At 64.0% G+C, this 14,387-nt stretch carries 12 protein-coding genes, 1 tRNA gene and 2 pseudogenes; 5 read left to right on the plus strand and 10 right to left on the minus strand.

What is annotated here, in order from left to right; genetic code table 11:
• Positions 1-27: 27 nt before the first annotated feature.
• Both I6F35_RS09555 and I6F35_RS09560 read left to right on the plus strand, forming a co-directional pair.
• On the plus strand, positions 28-1,209 hold the full coding sequence (locus I6F35_RS09555) for an NAD(P)/FAD-dependent oxidoreductase (protein WP_225117518.1): 1,182 nt from the start codon (positions 28-30) through the stop codon (positions 1,207-1,209).
• Positions 1,206-2,774, plus strand: a complete 1,569-nt coding sequence (locus I6F35_RS09560; protein WP_225117394.1) for an FAD-dependent monooxygenase — start codon at positions 1,206-1,208, stop codon at positions 2,772-2,774. Before I6F35_RS09555 ends, I6F35_RS09560 begins: the two co-directional genes overlap by 4 nt.
• Positions 2,775-2,893: 119 nt before the next feature.
• Here I6F35_RS09560 and I6F35_RS09565 read toward each other — a convergent pair.
• Positions 2,894-2,987, minus strand: a tRNA-Ser gene (locus I6F35_RS09565).
• A gap of 435 nt (positions 2,988-3,422) precedes the next feature.
• Here I6F35_RS09565 and I6F35_RS09570 point away from each other — a divergent pair.
• Both I6F35_RS09570 and I6F35_RS40470 read left to right on the plus strand, forming a co-directional pair.
• A pseudogene (locus tag I6F35_RS09570) lies at positions 3,423-4,187 on the plus strand (DUF1186 domain-containing protein); the annotation flags it as partial.
• 90 nt (positions 4,188-4,277) lie between these two features.
• Positions 4,278-4,385: pseudogene (locus I6F35_RS40470) on the plus strand (SEC-C metal-binding domain-containing protein); the annotation flags it as partial.
• A 48-nt stretch (positions 4,386-4,433) separates the two neighbouring features.
• Here the strand turns inward: I6F35_RS40470 and I6F35_RS09575 are convergent.
• Positions 4,434-5,099: an O-methyltransferase gene (locus I6F35_RS09575; protein ID WP_225117396.1), complete on the minus strand. Its 666-nt coding sequence runs from the start codon at positions 5,097-5,099 to the stop codon at positions 4,434-4,436.
• A 95-nt stretch (positions 5,100-5,194) separates the two neighbouring features.
• Between I6F35_RS09575 and I6F35_RS09580 the strand changes: the two genes are divergently transcribed.
• Positions 5,195-5,827: a TetR family transcriptional regulator gene (locus tag I6F35_RS09580; RefSeq protein ID WP_225117397.1), complete on the plus strand. Its 633-nt coding sequence runs from the start codon at positions 5,195-5,197 to the stop codon at positions 5,825-5,827.
• Positions 5,828-5,900: 73 nt separating this feature from the next.
• Here I6F35_RS09580 and I6F35_RS09585 read toward each other — a convergent pair whose 3' ends face one another.
• From I6F35_RS09585 to I6F35_RS09620, 8 genes are all read right to left on the minus strand, one after another.
• Positions 5,901-6,167, minus strand: coding sequence for a hypothetical protein (locus I6F35_RS09585; protein ID WP_225117398.1), 267 nt, complete (start codon positions 6,165-6,167; stop codon positions 5,901-5,903).
• Positions 6,168-7,508: 1,341 nt separating this feature from the next.
• Positions 7,509-8,993 (minus strand): Asp-tRNA(Asn)/Glu-tRNA(Gln) amidotransferase subunit GatB, encoded by a 1,485-nt coding sequence (gatB, locus tag I6F35_RS09590; protein ID WP_225117399.1) that lies wholly within the window; start codon positions 8,991-8,993, stop codon positions 7,509-7,511.
• A 123-nt stretch (positions 8,994-9,116) separates the two neighbouring features.
• Positions 9,117-10,478: a patatin-like phospholipase family protein gene (locus I6F35_RS09595; RefSeq protein ID WP_225117519.1), complete on the minus strand. Its 1,362-nt coding sequence runs from the start codon at positions 10,476-10,478 to the stop codon at positions 9,117-9,119.
• Positions 10,479-10,687: 209 nt separating this feature from the next.
• Positions 10,688-10,969 (minus strand): hypothetical protein, encoded by a 282-nt coding sequence (locus I6F35_RS09600; protein WP_225117400.1) that lies wholly within the window; start codon positions 10,967-10,969, stop codon positions 10,688-10,690.
• A gap of 1 nt (position 10,970) precedes the next feature.
• Positions 10,971-12,446 (minus strand): Asp-tRNA(Asn)/Glu-tRNA(Gln) amidotransferase subunit GatA, encoded by a 1,476-nt coding sequence (gatA, locus tag I6F35_RS09605; protein ID WP_225117401.1) that lies wholly within the window; start codon positions 12,444-12,446, stop codon positions 10,971-10,973.
• Positions 12,443-12,655: a hypothetical protein gene (locus tag I6F35_RS09610; protein WP_225117402.1), complete on the minus strand. Its 213-nt coding sequence runs from the start codon at positions 12,653-12,655 to the stop codon at positions 12,443-12,445. The genes gatA and I6F35_RS09610 overlap by 4 nt, the downstream gene beginning before the upstream one ends.
• Before the next feature lie 25 nt (positions 12,656-12,680).
• A complete protein-coding gene (gene gatC / locus I6F35_RS09615; RefSeq protein ID WP_225117403.1) occupies positions 12,681-12,968 on the minus strand; it encodes an Asp-tRNA(Asn)/Glu-tRNA(Gln) amidotransferase subunit GatC in 288 nt (95 codons plus the stop codon).
• Between the two features lie 195 nt (positions 12,969-13,163).
• Complete coding sequence (locus I6F35_RS09620) at positions 13,164-14,240, minus strand: nitronate monooxygenase (RefSeq protein WP_225117404.1); 1,077 nt, start codon at positions 14,238-14,240, stop codon at positions 13,164-13,166.
• Positions 14,241-14,387: the final 147 nt, after the last annotated feature.

Raw genomic sequence — 14,387 nt, forward strand, 5'->3', positions numbered from 1 at the left:
CGTTCCAATCAGCGTAGAGAGAGCCTTATTATGACCTCCGTGACGATCGTCGGTGCGGGCCTTGGCGGCCTTGTCCTGGCGCGTGTCCTCCATATTCACGGCATTCCCGCGACGATCTACGAAGCTGAGTCTTCGGCGGAAGCCCGGACGCAAGGCGGCCAGCTCGACATCCACGAGCACGACGGACAGGCAGCGCTCGCTGCGGCCGGTCTCGTCGAGGAATTTCGCGCGATCATCCACGAGGGCGGCCAAGCTACGCGCGTGCTCGACCGACATGGCGGAGTTCTGTTTGAGGAGCCCGACAACGGTGCAGGAGGCCGGCCCGAGGTTCTTCGAGGCGATCTGCGACGCATCCTCCTCGATGCCTTGCCGCCGGATACGATCCGTTGGGGAAAGAAGCTCAGCAGCGTCTCAGCATTCGGCGACGGCCGGCACGAGCTGACCTTTGCCGACGGGTCGGTTACGATTAGCGGGCTTCTCGTCGGTGCCGATGGCGCTTGGTCGAAAGTCAGGCCCCTGCTTTCCAAGGCGGAGCCCGAATATATCGGCACATCGTTCGTCGAAACTTATCTCTACGACGCCGACGAGCGGCACCTTGCGGCCGCCGAAGCGGTCGGCGGCGGCACCATGGCTGCGTCCGCGCCGGGACAGGCGATTTTCGCCCATCGCGAGGCCGGAAACATTCTTCACGCATACACCGCGCTGAACCGCCCCGCCGGTTGGTTCACTGCCATCGACTTCAGCGACGCCGCCGCTGCGACAGCGAGGATCGCCGCCGAGTTCGAAGGATGGGCGCCGGCACTCACCGCGCTGATCACCAAAAGCGAGGCTGCACCGGTCCTCCGCATGCTCCATACCCTTCCGACGCGACACCGATGGAGCCGCGTGCCGGGGGCAACCCTTCTCGGAGACGCCGCACACCTGGCGCCACCGGCCGGAGAGGGCGCGAATCTTGCGATGCTCGACGGTGCCGAACTGGGAGCGGCGATCGCGGCGCACCCCGACGTTATAGAGGCGGCGATCGCCGCCTATGAAGCAACGATGTTCCCGCGCAGCGAGTCAGCCGCGGCGGACGCGCACCAGATCCTGGCGGTCCTTCTCGGCGATCGCGCACCTTTCAGCCTCATCGATTTCTTCACCGGCGCTCGAGCAGAACCGGAAAAGCGCCGCGCATCTCCGACGCAAGCCACTTCAGGAACAAACCCTTGACCTATGATGTCGTGATCGCCGGAGCCGGACCCGTTGGCCTGTTTCTCGCCTGCGAGCTGCGTCTTGCGGACCTTTCGGTCTTGGTGTTGGAACAGGCTGAAGACCCAAGCTCCCCGTTGAAAGGGCCTCCATTTGGCCTGCGAGGCCTTTCGGCATCCAGTCTCGAGGCGTTCTATCGGCGCGGGTTGCTGGACGACATTCACAGGATGTCGGCTACCAGCCCGCTCATCGAAGCCTTTTACCGGCGCGGCGAGCACGGCGGCATCGCCGTCCCGCATTGGGCGCAAATGCAACAGTCACGAAGGCCCGCCGGCCATTTCGCCGGCATCCAGTTCTTCCATGACGATATCGATGCTTCGAAATGGTCGTGGCGTCTGCCGAGTCCTGCCGGCGCCCGCATCGCAGTCTATATGGAGTCTCTCGAATCCGTCCTGGCCAACCGAGCAGGCGCGATCGGCGTCGAGCTCCGGCGCGGCCTCGGCCTCGATAGCTTCGACCAGTCGAACGAAAGCGTAACCGTCCGCGCTGGCGGCGAGACCTTTCGCGCAAGCTGGCTCGTCGGCTGCGACGGCGGCCGCAGCACGGTGCGCAGGGCCGGCGGCTTCGAATTCGTCGGCACCGATCCCGAATTCACCGGCTATTCCGTCGAGGTCGATCTCGCCGATCCAGACAAGCTTCAGCCGGGTCAGCACTACGCACCGGCGGGCATCTACACCTTTGCCCGCCCCGGCACGATCGCCATGGCCGATTTCGATGGGGGTGCCTTCCACCGCACCCAGCCGGTTACGCTTGATCACGTGCAGGCGGTCCTGCGCCGCGTCTCGGGCACCGATGTCACCCTCACCGCGCTCAAGCTCGCCACCACCTGGACCGATCGCGCTTATCAGGCAACCGCGTACCGAAAGGGGCGGGTGCTGCTCGCCGGCGACGCCGCGCACATCCATTCGCCTTTAGGCGGCCAGGGCCTCAATCTCGGGCTCGGCGACGCGATGAACCTTGGCTGGAAGCTAGCCGCAACCATTCGGGGCGATGCGCCGGCAGCTCTGCTCGACAGTTATTTCGACGAACGCCATCCCGTGGGAGCAGCCGTTCTTGACTGGTCGCGCGCCCAGGTCGCGATCATGCGGCCGAGTCGAAGTTCGCGCGCGCTCGAAGCGATCATCCGCGATCTAATCGGCACACGCGATGGAGCGACCTATTTTGCCGAGCGCGTTTGGGGTGTTTCCCTGCGCTATGATCTCGGCGATGGCCACCCGATCGTCGGTCGCAGCCTCCCCGATTTCGAACTGGCCGACGGGAGGAAAGTCGGCGCGCTATTTAAGGCGGATAAAGGCATGTTCCTGGACTTTGACGCCGGCGCGCCGCTTGAAGCGCTTGCAAGCCGCTGGCGAGACAAAATCATGTATGTCGCCAGTGAGGCCAAGGATCGACTGGGCTTGAGCGCAGTGCTTGTGCGCCCCGACGGCGTCGTCGCTTGGGCCAGTGATGGCTCTCCCGACCTTGAGAAGGCTGGCGAAGCGGCGTCGCGATGGTTCGGCGAGCCCAAGATGCGTAGATCGGCGTGAACCAAGCAATGCTACGTTGGCCCAGAACTTTGCCGAAGGCGCCTGTCGGCATGTGACATGTAGAACGCCATTCCGACGATCCAGTCACCTTCCGCTCACTATACTACGCTATACTTTGATGGCGGAGACGGAGGGATTCGAACCCTCGATAGGGCTTTACAACCCTATAACGGTTTAGCAAACCGCCGCCTTCAGCCACTCGGCCACGTCTCCGGCAGCGCCGATATGCCCGAGGTGCGGGCGAGCCGCAAGCGGCAGATTCAGGAGACACCGGACTGTGCGCTGGCGACGGCGGCGGAGGCCTGATTGCCCTGTGGATAACATCCACACGCGAGTCAACCGGATCACCCGGCGCCGGAACCGGAGCCACGAAATAACTTGAATTATTTCAATCAGTTCTGTCAGAAACCTGCTTTGCGATGACAAGGCGGGCTCCATGGTTGGCTTGCCGGAGCTGAGCCTTAGCATTGCCGGCCTTGAGGAATAGCGTGAACTTCTGCCCGGGCGGTCGCAAAACCCGGAGTTCCCTGTTCCTGAAATCGGCTGCCGGCGGCGATGAAAGCTCCGACGGGCCGGCCGGGAATCCGGTCGAAAGCTCTACCGCCAGCACGCGGAGCAGTCCCACACCGCCCTTTCAGGGAGCGCCACATGCGCAAGGAAGAGTTCGAAGCGATTCTCAGCGGCGGCGAAGGCGGCGTCGATGTCGGACCGATTGAAGATCAGCTTTTCCTGCTCGCGACCGAACGACGCTTGCCGGATCTGGCGGTTGCGCAGTGCGCGGTCATGATAGAGGAATCCGCCCCTGCTCTGCTTGACGTGCTCGAGCGCGCGGCGCGCGCAGCACCGCTGACGAAAGAAGATGAGATACTGCTCTTCCGCGGGCTCTATATTCTCGGTGGCGGCCAACAGACTCAAGCCTTCCAGCCGTTGCTACGTCTGTTGCGCCTGCCGACGCGCGAGATAGATCGTCTCCTTGGCGATCTCGTCACCCAGGACCTCTCGCGGATAGCGGCCGGCACTTTCGATGGTGATGCCGACGCGCTCTTTGGCGTCATCGCCGACGCTTCCGTGGACCAGTACGTCCGTGACGCCTTGCTCGGTGCAGCGACGTTCCTCACCTGGAATGGCCAGATCAAGCGCGAGCAGACGAAGGACTGGCTCGTGCGTTTTTTCAACGATCGGCTTGCCGAACCGGACGACGAGGCCTGGAGGGGCTGGCTGCAGTCGATCGCGTTGCTCGGCTTGCGCGAGCTCGAGCCGCTGGCTGATGATGCCTTCAAGGCAGGCCTTGCTCCGGATTTCTCGTATGACCGAGAGGATTTCGATCAGGATCTGCGTGAGGCCGAGCAGCGCCCTGATGATATCGAGCGCTTCAGGGAGCGCCGGCTCGGCCTGATCGAAGACAGCCTCGAGGCACTGCAGTGGACCGACTACGTGGGCGACGAACTGCAGGATGAAGAGGATCCCTTCACCGGCGAGCCGCTCGACCTCCTGGACTGGATGCCATTGGAGCCGGTCAGGAATCCGATGCGGAATGTCGGCCGCAACGACCCCTGCCCCTGTGGCAGCGGCAAGAAGGCCAAGAAATGCTGTCTTGCCCGCAAGGACTGACGCGCTCGGACTGCTCCTTGGGACCACGGCATCTCTGCAAACAGCCGCTCAGCCGATCCGCATCGAAAGCTCGACGTCCTCACCGAACGGCGTGGACATGTAGCCGTTTGCAGGTGAGCGCACGCGCGCCAGGTAGTCGGGGCTGTAATCGGCGTTGTCGGCAACGATGAAGGCGCCGGGCCTGAGGCGGCTTTCCACACGGCTCAGTATCTCGGGATAGAGCGCCTTGGCGCCGTCGAGCAGCAGCAGGTCGATCGTGTCGGGCAGATCGATGCCTAGCGTCTGCAGCGCGTCGCCCTCTCGGATCTCGACGAGGTCGATGAGACCGCCAGCAGTCAGATTATCCCGCGCCCGCGCCACCTTGGACGGTTCGAACTCGCTGGTGATCAGGCGGCCGCCGCCATTGTCCCGCAGAGCTGCAGCGAGGTGCAGGGTCGAAATGCCGAACGAGGCGCCGAACTCGACGATCGTCCGCGCGCCGGAGCCTCGCGCCAGCATGTAAAGCAGCGCGCCGGTCTCTCGTGATACGGCGAGCGGAAAATCTTTTAGGCGGCCGTAGAAGTCGAGGTAATCGGTCTTGCTCCGCATCAGGCGCGAATGCTCTTCGGGCGAGAGATCCGCCACGGCAGGGCTCGCCGTTGGCGACGACGCATCGGCCTGTTCGAACAAGCGATCCAGCAGGGGCGCAAGCGGAGCGGTGGTCAGGGTGGTCATGTAAGTCTCCGGTCTGTGGTCAGCGCGGTCTTGCGCTCGACCAGGAAATACGACTAATTCGTCGCATTTCCTATTCGCGTTCCCAGGCCCGCTCCATGACCGATCGACGAAGTGCCCGGATTTCCTCACGAAAACAGCCCAAACAAGCCCGCTCGACGGAGCTCGTCGCCGCCATTTTGGACGCTGCTATTCAGGTTTTGGCAAAGGAAGGCGCGCAGCGCTTCACCACGGCGCGGGTGGCCGAGAAGGCGGGAGTAAGCATCGGGTCGCTGTATCAGTACTTCCCGAACAAGGCGGCGATTCTGTTCCGGCTCCAGAGCGACGAATGGCGGCAGACCACCGACCTGCTGCGCGGAATCCTTGAGGACGTCCAGAGACCGCCGCTCGAACGGCTGCGCGCCCTGGTCCACACCTTCCTTCGCTCGGAGTGCGATGAAGCCGCGATGCGTGTAGCGCTCAATGACGCCGCCCCGCTCTATCGCGACGCGCCCGAGGCTCGGGAGGTGAAGACATCGGGAGCACGCATTGTTCAAGTCTTCATGCAAGAGGCGTTGCCCGAGGCTTCGGAAACAACCCGCGCATTGGCCGGCGAGCTGATCACGACGACGCTCAGCCAGGTGGGCAAGCAGTTCTCGGAGACTCCCCGCTCGTCCGCGGAGATCGAAGCCTATGCCGGCGCGATGGCCGATATGTTCTGCGCCTATCTTCAGCGCCTCGGACGCGGCTGAGATAAGCACCGGCGCCGGGCACCATGCACCGATCAGCCGCAACAAGGATGATTGCGACGGCGCTCCCGTCGCCTCAATGCGCGGTCATCCAGGCGCGGGCTTCGCGCTGCGCCGCGGCGATCTCGGCTTCCGTCATCTGCTCGGCGATTTCGCGCCGCATCGCGATGGCATCTGTGCGGCCCTTCAGGGCAGCGAGATTGAACCATTTGTGCGCCGCGACGAGGTTGACCACGCCGGAGCGGCCGCTCGCCCAGTAGAGGCCACGCTCGAACAGCACGTCCGAGATCGCGGTCGCGTCCACCGGAATGGCCGTCTCCAGATTGATATGTCCCTGAAACATTCTCGTATCCCCTTCTTATTGTTGGCCGCCCTCCCCCGAGCGCGGCCCCCGTCCACTTCTAACGCCTTGGTCCCCAACGCCGTTTGCCGGCTTGTTGGGGAGATCATGACGGCCAAATTTGAAGGGCAGTTTAAGTATCGCGATGAACGGCATGTAAACGCGCGGGGCGCAGCCGGTTCCCGGAATCCGAGAAGTGCCTGCAGCACAACGGTTTATGCTCAATCGTGAAGTCCGGTTTACCCTGGCGGTTGGCGGAACGATAACCATCGCGGGCAAACACCGACCGGACGCAGCAGCATTGGCGCCCGCCATATCGGCGGAAAGCGAGGCGGTCATGCAAAGCAGATCTGGAAATAAAAAAAGCCGGCACCAGATGGCCGGCCATTGGAACGAGGGCGTCGGCGAACACGTCAGGATCAGATTTCACTGTGGGCTTTGGACCCCTGTGAAATTGCGGAGCCGAGCAGCGGTCCGCACCGAACGAAGAAAACCTGTTTCTTCTGCCGGACCGACTTCGAAAGGCGAACCCTTCTTGTAAGGCGATCCAGCCGTTTGACCTGATGTCTCGCCGACACCCTCTTTCGTCAACCGGAGCCGCCTGGGTGGATTGCTTCAGGGAAGCAGATCGTCCGAAGGTCCGGGTGACGCGCCGGCGTCAATCCGCCGGCATCCTCTCTTGGGCGAGACTTACTTCTTCTTCTTCGCGACCTTCTTGGTCTTCTTCGCAGTCTTCTTCACTGCGCTCTTCGCCTTCTTCGCCTTCTTAGCTTTCTTCGCCATGTTGCCCTCCAATATGAGATGGCTTTACTTCGCTGCGTGCACCCGGGAATCGAGATGCACTGCATCCCGAATACACCAACACATCGAAAAAAACAGCGTCCAGCTTAAGGAAGTGTTGATGTTACGGGGGTGTGAGAAGTGCCCGTGCGCCAGACGGAAGCGCGACGCTGCACGCACTTAACGATGCAGGAAATGCAGCATGATCACCGTCGACACTCATCAAGGATGAAGAAAGCGCCTGTGCCACAGGCATTTCTTGAATTCTCATTTCTTCGCGCGTGATGTCGCTGCGATGTCGGCGCGACTTGGCGCGCGAGCTGAGAACGCGTTGCACGAGCGCTGACTCGCCAATTCCGGCAACCAAAAAAAATTTCGTGGGTAAGCCGTATCCGAGGCATCTTCCCGCCGAAACGACCGTTTTCGGACGAATCGCGGTCGACCGATTCGGTTCGGGGAATGATCCCGACGCGACGATTGAAGGCGCGACGCGGGCCAGCGGACGCCTTTCGCGCATCGCGCGGAGCGCCCGCGGCGATGCTGCTCGCGTCCGCGCGCGACGTGTCAGAGGCCGAGCTTCGACTTCAGGAGATCGTTCACGGCCTGCGGGTTAGCCTTGCCGCCGGACGACTTCATCACCTGTCCGACGAACCAGCCGATCATCTGCGGCTTCGCTTTCGCCTGCGCCACCTTGTCCGGATTGGCCGCGACGATGTCGTCGACCACCTTCTCGATCGCGCCCAGGTCGGTGACCTGCTTCATGCCGCGCGCTTCGACGAGCGCGCGCGGATCGCCGCCCTCCTGCCAGACGATCTCGAACAGATCCTTGGCGATCTTGCCGGAGATCGTCCCCTCGCCGATCAGATCGACGATCGCGGCAAGCTGCTCGGAGGAAACGGGCGAGCCCGTAATATCCCGGCCTTCCTTGTTGAGGCGCCCGAACAGTTCGTTGATCACCCAGTTGGCCGCGAGCTTGCCGTCGCGCGCACGATCGGCGAGGCCGGCGAGGACCTGCTCGTAAAACTCCGCGCTTTCGCGCTCGGCCACCAGCACGCCGGCGTCATAGGGCGACAGCGCCAAGTCGGCGATGAAGCGCGCCTTCTTCTGGTCGGGCAGCTCGGGCAGCTTCGTCTTGAGCTCATCGACGAACGCCTGGCTGAACTCCAGCGGCAACAGGTCGGGATCGGGGAAATAACGATAGTCGTGCGCCTCTTCCTTGGAGCGCATCGAGCGCGTCTCGCCCTTGCCCGGATCGAACAGACGCGTCTCCTGGTCGATCGAGCCGCCCTCCTCGAGGATATCGATCTGGCGCCGCGCCTCATACTCGATCGCCTGGCCGATGAAGTTGATCGAGTTCATGTTCTTGATCTCGCAGCGGGTGCCGAGCGGACCGCCGGGCCGGCGCACCGAGACGTTGACGTCGGCGCGCAAATTGCCCTTCTCCATGTCGCCATCGCAGGTGCCGAGATAGCGCAGGATCGAGCGCAGCTTGGCGACATAGGCCTTGGCCTGCTCGGCATCGCGGATGTCGGGCTTGGAGACGATCTCCATCAGCGCGACGCCCGAGCGGTTGAGGTCGACATAGGACATCGACGGCGACTGGTCGTGCAGCAACTTGCCGGCGTCCTGCTCCAGATGCAGCCGCTCGATCCCCACTGTCACGCTGCGGCCGCCGTCGAGCTCGACCAGCACTTCGCCCTCGCCCACGATCGGCGACTTGTACTGGCTGATCTGGTAGCCTTGCGGCAGGTCGGGATAGAAATAGTTCTTGCGGTCGAACACCGAGCGCAGGTTAATCTTTGCGTTCAGCCCAAGCCCGGTGCGCACTGCCTGCCGCACGCATTCCTCGTTGATCACAGGCAGCATGCCCGGCATCGCGGCGTCCACCAGCGAGACATGGCTGTTCGGCTCGCCGCCGAACGCGGTCGAGGCGCCGGAGAACAGTTTTGAATTGGAGACGACCTGGGCATGGATCTCCATGCCGATCACCATCTCCCAGTCGCCGGTCGCGCCCTTGATGAGCTTGTGTGGTGTGGCAGGTGCGTTCATTGGTCTCGGTTTCCGGACAATTGATATCTGGGACGGCTTTCGGCTTCGCGCAACAGACCGCGCCAGTCAAGCAGGAGAGCATGATCCGGGAAAGATCATGCTCCAACAAAGGGCTTGAGGGGGTCAAAGCCCGCGTCGAAACGCCTGGTAGGAGTTGCTGAGGCGGAGCGCGTCGGCGCCGCCCGCGATCAAGAGGTCGACCTGCTCCGGCGGCAATGCGAACCGCGTCGGGATGGCATTCAGGATGCTCGCGCGCGGCTCGCCCAACTGGTCGAAGCCAAGCCGCTCGACATAGATCTGGACGTCGCCGCATTGCCAATTCCCGCCGACGCCAAGGCGGGCACGGTCCGCGGCCGACAGACCGCACCGCCACCGCTTCAGCTTGCCGGACCAGTCGGTGGCAAGCGCGGAGAACGCCGCATAGCTCGAGCGCACGCTGGAATCGATGGCGGTATCGGCGGCGGCCGCGACCAGCTCCACGCCATTCGGGCCTTCAAGCCGCTGCGCGAAATCGCCGGATATGCCGCGGCCCGCATCGACCACCATGAACAGCATCCGCCTGAGCTTCACGGCCTGCCGCTCGGTCAGCGGCTCATACGGCCGCTCCGCCGCCAACAGACCGATGGTGAGACCGGACAAGCCGAAATTGTCGACGAGCCCGCCGTCGAGCAGCTTCACGTAGCGCATGGAGCCGTCGCGATAGCGCGAATTGGCCTCCGCAAACGAGCGCAGCAATGGCTGCGCGTTCGGATCGCGCCGCACGCGTTCGAGCCAGGCCGGCAGCGGCTTCGAGCAGCCGCCGGGATAGGTCTCGAGCACGATCGGCGCGAACGCCAGCGGCACCGCGGCCGATGCAGCCACCGCTTCGGACACGCGGTAGGAGCGGATATCGCTGCACAACGCATCGAACGAGGTCTTTCCGAACACGAAGGCCGTGCGGTTATAGATGTCCGAGGCGTTGATCCAGACCTTCGGCCGCCTGTCCTCGCGCAGCGCGTCGAACCGCGCGCCGTCGAACAGGTTCTGATCGAGCCATTCGGTCAACTGACTGTTGTTGACGCCGCCGGCGAGCGCACGGCCGATATTGCCGAGGGAGACGTTCGTCTTCAGCCCCTCTTCCGCGTTGCGCAGCAGGAAGCGCTCGCGGAAATCGTCGAGCGCCGCCCGCTTCTTGAGACCGAAATAGGCCGCGGTGATCGAACCGCCTGATACGCCGGAGACGAAGTCGACGCGATCGAGCAGCGTTTTGGCCTGAGCCGAACCACCATGAGAGCGGTCGAGCTCCCTCAGCACACCGAACGAGAAGGCCGCCGCCCGCGTGCCGCCGCCGGAGAAGGACAGCGCGACCATCGCGTCGTCGTCATAGCTCGGAATGTCGCGCCCGAGATTGCCATCGGCGCGTGCATCGGAGAGCGGCACATTGCTTGGCAGGTTGTAGACGGTTGCGCATCCGGCAAGCCCCACCGCAAAACCGGCCGTCAGTATCGTCGACAGCCACGCCCCTATGCCCGATCTACGCACAACACTCTCTTGCCGCAGGCCCCGCCACGCTTCCCCTCAGCCTATCGCCGGCAATCTGGGCGCCCGCGTGGCGCGCAGCGACAGGGCCAGTGTCCATCTGGGTGGATTGAACTGCGGTCAGGTAAAGAAACCGCGTCAAATTGAACCAGGAGCGCCTTCACAACTTGGAGAGGTCAACCAAGCAGCGCGGAGACGATCCGCTCCCATTCAGCATCGAGTCCATCCCTGGCTACCGGCTGGCCGGCCTGGCGGTACCAATAGCCGGCATTGCCGAGATCGCCTTCGACGCGGTGCAGATAGGCATGCACCCAGGCGGCCTCGGCGGAGCTTTCGTCCTGCACGATGCGGTGCGCCTGGTCCCAATCGCCTTTCGCCGCCCACCACAGCGCCGCCAGCGGCGGCGACAGCGAAGGCGCCGGCGCAGCGTCCTTGAGGCTGGCGCGGAAGTCCGCCATCTCACCACCACCTTGGCGGCGTGAAGCGTCCGGCAGCCTGCTCGATCACCTCGCCGAGCGAGAACAGCGTTTCTTCATCGAAGGCACGCCCGATCAGTTGCAGCCCGAGCGGCAATCCCTGCGCATCCTTGCCGGCGGGGACCGCGATGCCGGGCAGACCTGCCATGTTCACCGTCACCGTGAAGATGTCGTTGAGATACATCTCGACCGGGTCAGTGCCGCCCTTCTCGCCGACGCCGAACGCCGCCGACGGTGTTGCCGGCGTGAGGATCGCGTTCACGCCCTTGGCGAAGCAGTCCTCGAAGTCCTTCTTGATCAGCGTGCGCACCTTCTGCGCTCGCAGATAATAGGCGTCGTAATAGCCGGCCGAGAGCACATAGGTGCCGATCATGACGCGGCGGCGCACCTCATCGCCAAAGCCTTCGGCGCGGGTGTTTTCGTACATCTCGCCGATGCTGCGGCCCGGCACGCGCAGGCCGTAGCGGACGCCGTCGTAGCGCGCGAGGTTCGACGATGCTTCCGCCGGCGCCACGATGTAGTACGCCGGCAGTGCGTATTTGGTGTGCGGCAGCGACACCTCGACCAGCTCGGCGCCCGCCGCTTTCAACCACGCGGCGCCGTCACTCCAGAGCCTTTCGATCTCGGCCGGCATGCCGTCGAGGCGATACTCCTTGGGAATGCCGATTTTCATCCCCTTCACCGACCTGCCGATCGCAGCCTCGTAGTCGGGCACGCCGATGTCGACCGAGGTGGTGTCCTTGGGATCATGCCCCGCCATCGAGCGCATCAGGATCGCGGCATCGCGCACCGTGCGCGCGATCGGACCGGCCTGGTCGAGCGAGGACGCGAATGCGACGATGCCCCAGCGCGAGCAACGGCCATAGGTCGGCTTCACCCCGACGGTCGCGGTGAACGCCGCGGGCTGGCGGATCGAGCCGCCGGTATCGGTCGCAGTCGCGCCCATGCACAGCAGCGCGGCGACGGCGGACGCCGAGCCGCCGGAGGAGCCGCCCGGCACCAGATGCGTGTTGGAGCCTTCGCGCCGCCACGGATTGACCACCGGGCCGAAGCACGAGGTCTCGTTCGACGAGCCCATCGCGAACTCGTCATTGTTGAGCTTGCCGAGCAGGATCGCGCCGTCGCGCCAGAGCTGCGAGGTCACGGTCGATTCGTAAGGCGGCACGAAATTGCCGAGGATCTTCGAGCACGCCGTGGTGCGGATATCGCGCGTCGCGAACAGGTCCTTGATGCCGAGCGGGATGCCCGCGAGCGGACCGCCCTCGCCCTTGCCGATCTTTTCGTCGGCAGATTTCGCCATCTCGCGCGCGCGGTCCGGCGTCTCCAGCACATAGGCGTTGAGCACGCGCGCCGCTTCGATCGCGGCGAGATGCGCATCGGTGAGCTCGCGCGCGGTGAAGGACTTGTTCGCCAGGCCAGCTCTAGCCTCGGCGATCGTCAGCGATGTCAAATCGGTCATTTATTGATCGGGCTGCAGAAGAACGGAGACAGGGTCTTGTCGTCGGCGGGATCGTCCTGTTTGGCGCGCGCTCTGTCGGCGGCCTCGAGCTGATCCAGCACGGTTTGCATCACCGCATTCGGATCGGCGGCCTTGCCCTGCCGCTCCATCGCATCGAGATAGTTCATGTAGGCCTGATAGGCCTTTTCATCGTCGCAGAGCAGACACATCGGGCTTCCCGCAAGTGAAGAGTGGTTATTCGACGACCTTCGGCACCAGGAAGAAGTGATTCTCGGTGGCCGGCGCGTTGGCGACGATCTCGTCTGATATCTTGCCGTCAGTGACCACGTCAGCGCGCTTCTTCATCTCCATCGGCGTCACCGACGTCATCGGTTCGACGCCCTGGACATTCACCTCCGAAAGCTGCTCGACAAAGGCAAGCATCGCGTTCAGCTCGCCCTGCAGGTGGGGAACCTCAGCCTCGGAGACCGCGATCCGCGCAAGATGCGCGATGCGGCGGACGGTCGTGGCATCGACTGACATTATATATGGCCTTTGGGCAGCAAGATCAGCCCGCCGTATAGCAGACGCCGGTTTTGCGCCGCAACCCGCGGCACCTCTCCCATCGGGAGAGCGCCGCAGCCCGGGTGGAGCGGAACGCGTAACCGGGACACCTGCATCAATATTCACCGGCGGTCCCGGGCTACGCTGACACTTCACCCGGGCTACGGGACTGAGCTAGCGGCTCAAGGCGCCCATCCGCGCCAATGCCTCGCTGGCCAGCGTCCGCGTCAGCTCGGCCGCCGGCATCTCGCGGCCCAAGGGCAGCGCCTGCCCGGCCCACAGATTGGTGAAATCGGTCCTGCCGAGTTTTTCGGCGGCCGCCTTCAGCGGCGCCAGCGCGGTTGCGGCATGCGGAAAGGCCGGCGCGTCCGGCGAGATCGGCCCGATCTCGGACATCAGGCGGTTGGCGACCCCGCGCGCCGGCCGCCCGGTCATCACGTTGGTGATCACCGTGGAATCGTCCCTCGCCTGCGCCAGCGCGGCACGCGCCGCCGGGCTCACCTTGGATTCCGGGCCGCGCAGATAGGCGCTGCCGATCTGCACGCCGGAAGCCCCCAGCGCGAACGCCGCCGCGATCCCGCGCCCATCCGCGATGCCGCCGGCCGCAACCACCGGCACCTTCACCGCATCCACCACCTGCGGCACCAGCGCGAAGATGCCGGGCTGCTCGGCAATATTGTCGGTCAGGAACATGCCGCGATGGCCGCCCGCCTCGGCACCTTGCGCGATGATGACATCGGCGCCGTGCTCCTGAAGCCAGACCGCTTCCTTCACGATGGTCGCCGACGACATCACGATCGCGCCCGCATCCTTGACGCGCTTGAGCAGCTTTTGCTCCGGCAGGCCGAAATGGAAGCTGACGACCTCCGGCTTCAACTCCTCCACCACCTCGCACATCGCCTCATCGAACGGCGCACGATTGGCGGCATTGACGGGGGCCGCGGAATCCAGCCCAAGCTCCTTGTAGTAGGCTGCAAGCCGCCCCTTCCAGCGAGCCTCGCGCTGCGGATCCAGATCGTCCGGCTGGTGGCAGAAGAAGTTCATGTTGACCGGAGCGGAGACACGCTGGCGGATGATGTTGACCTGCTCGCGCGCCTTCTCCGCCGTGAGCATCGCGCAGGGCAATGAGCCGAGGGCGCCACCTTGCGCGGCAGCGATCACCAGATCCGCATCCATCACGCCAGCCATCGGCGCCAGCACGATCGGAAACTCGGTCTTGAACAGGTCGATAATTCGGCGGTCCGGCCACACGGTTCTTCTCTCCTTGAGGGATCGATGCTCGGCCAGGTCAATACCGCGTCATCATCATCCCGAAAATCTGGACGGCGAAACTGGACCGAACTAACATTCTCGAAAGATGAATACCAGGGAACGTAGCCATCTCTATTATGAAACGAG

The organism is Bradyrhizobium sp. BRP22 (assembly GCF_020194175.1).
Classification (GTDB): Bacteria; Pseudomonadota; Alphaproteobacteria; order Rhizobiales; family Xanthobacteraceae; genus Bradyrhizobium.

Coding starts and splice junctions, on each gene's coding strand:
- I6F35_RS09575 (WP_225117396.1), bottom strand. CDS start 5,099: ATGACCACCCTGACCACCGCTCCGCTTGCGCCCCTGCTGGATCGCTTG.
- I6F35_RS09580 (WP_225117397.1), top strand. CDS start 5,195: ATGACCGATCGACGAAGTGCCCGGATTTCCTCACGAAAACAGCCCAAA.
- I6F35_RS09585 (WP_225117398.1), bottom strand. CDS start 6,167: ATGTTTCAGGGACATATCAATCTGGAGACGGCCATTCCGGTGGACGCG.
- gatB (WP_225117399.1), bottom strand. CDS start 8,993: ATGAACGCACCTGCCACACCACACAAGCTCATCAAGGGCGCGACCGGC.
- I6F35_RS09600 (WP_225117400.1), bottom strand. CDS start 10,969: ATGGCGGACTTCCGCGCCAGCCTCAAGGACGCTGCGCCGGCGCCTTCG.
- gatA (WP_225117401.1), bottom strand. CDS start 12,446: ATGACCGATTTGACATCGCTGACGATCGCCGAGGCTAGAGCTGGCCTG.
- I6F35_RS09610 (WP_225117402.1), bottom strand. CDS start 12,655: ATGTGTCTGCTCTGCGACGATGAAAAGGCCTATCAGGCCTACATGAAC.
- gatC (WP_225117403.1), bottom strand. CDS start 12,968: ATGTCAGTCGATGCCACGACCGTCCGCCGCATCGCGCATCTTGCGCGG.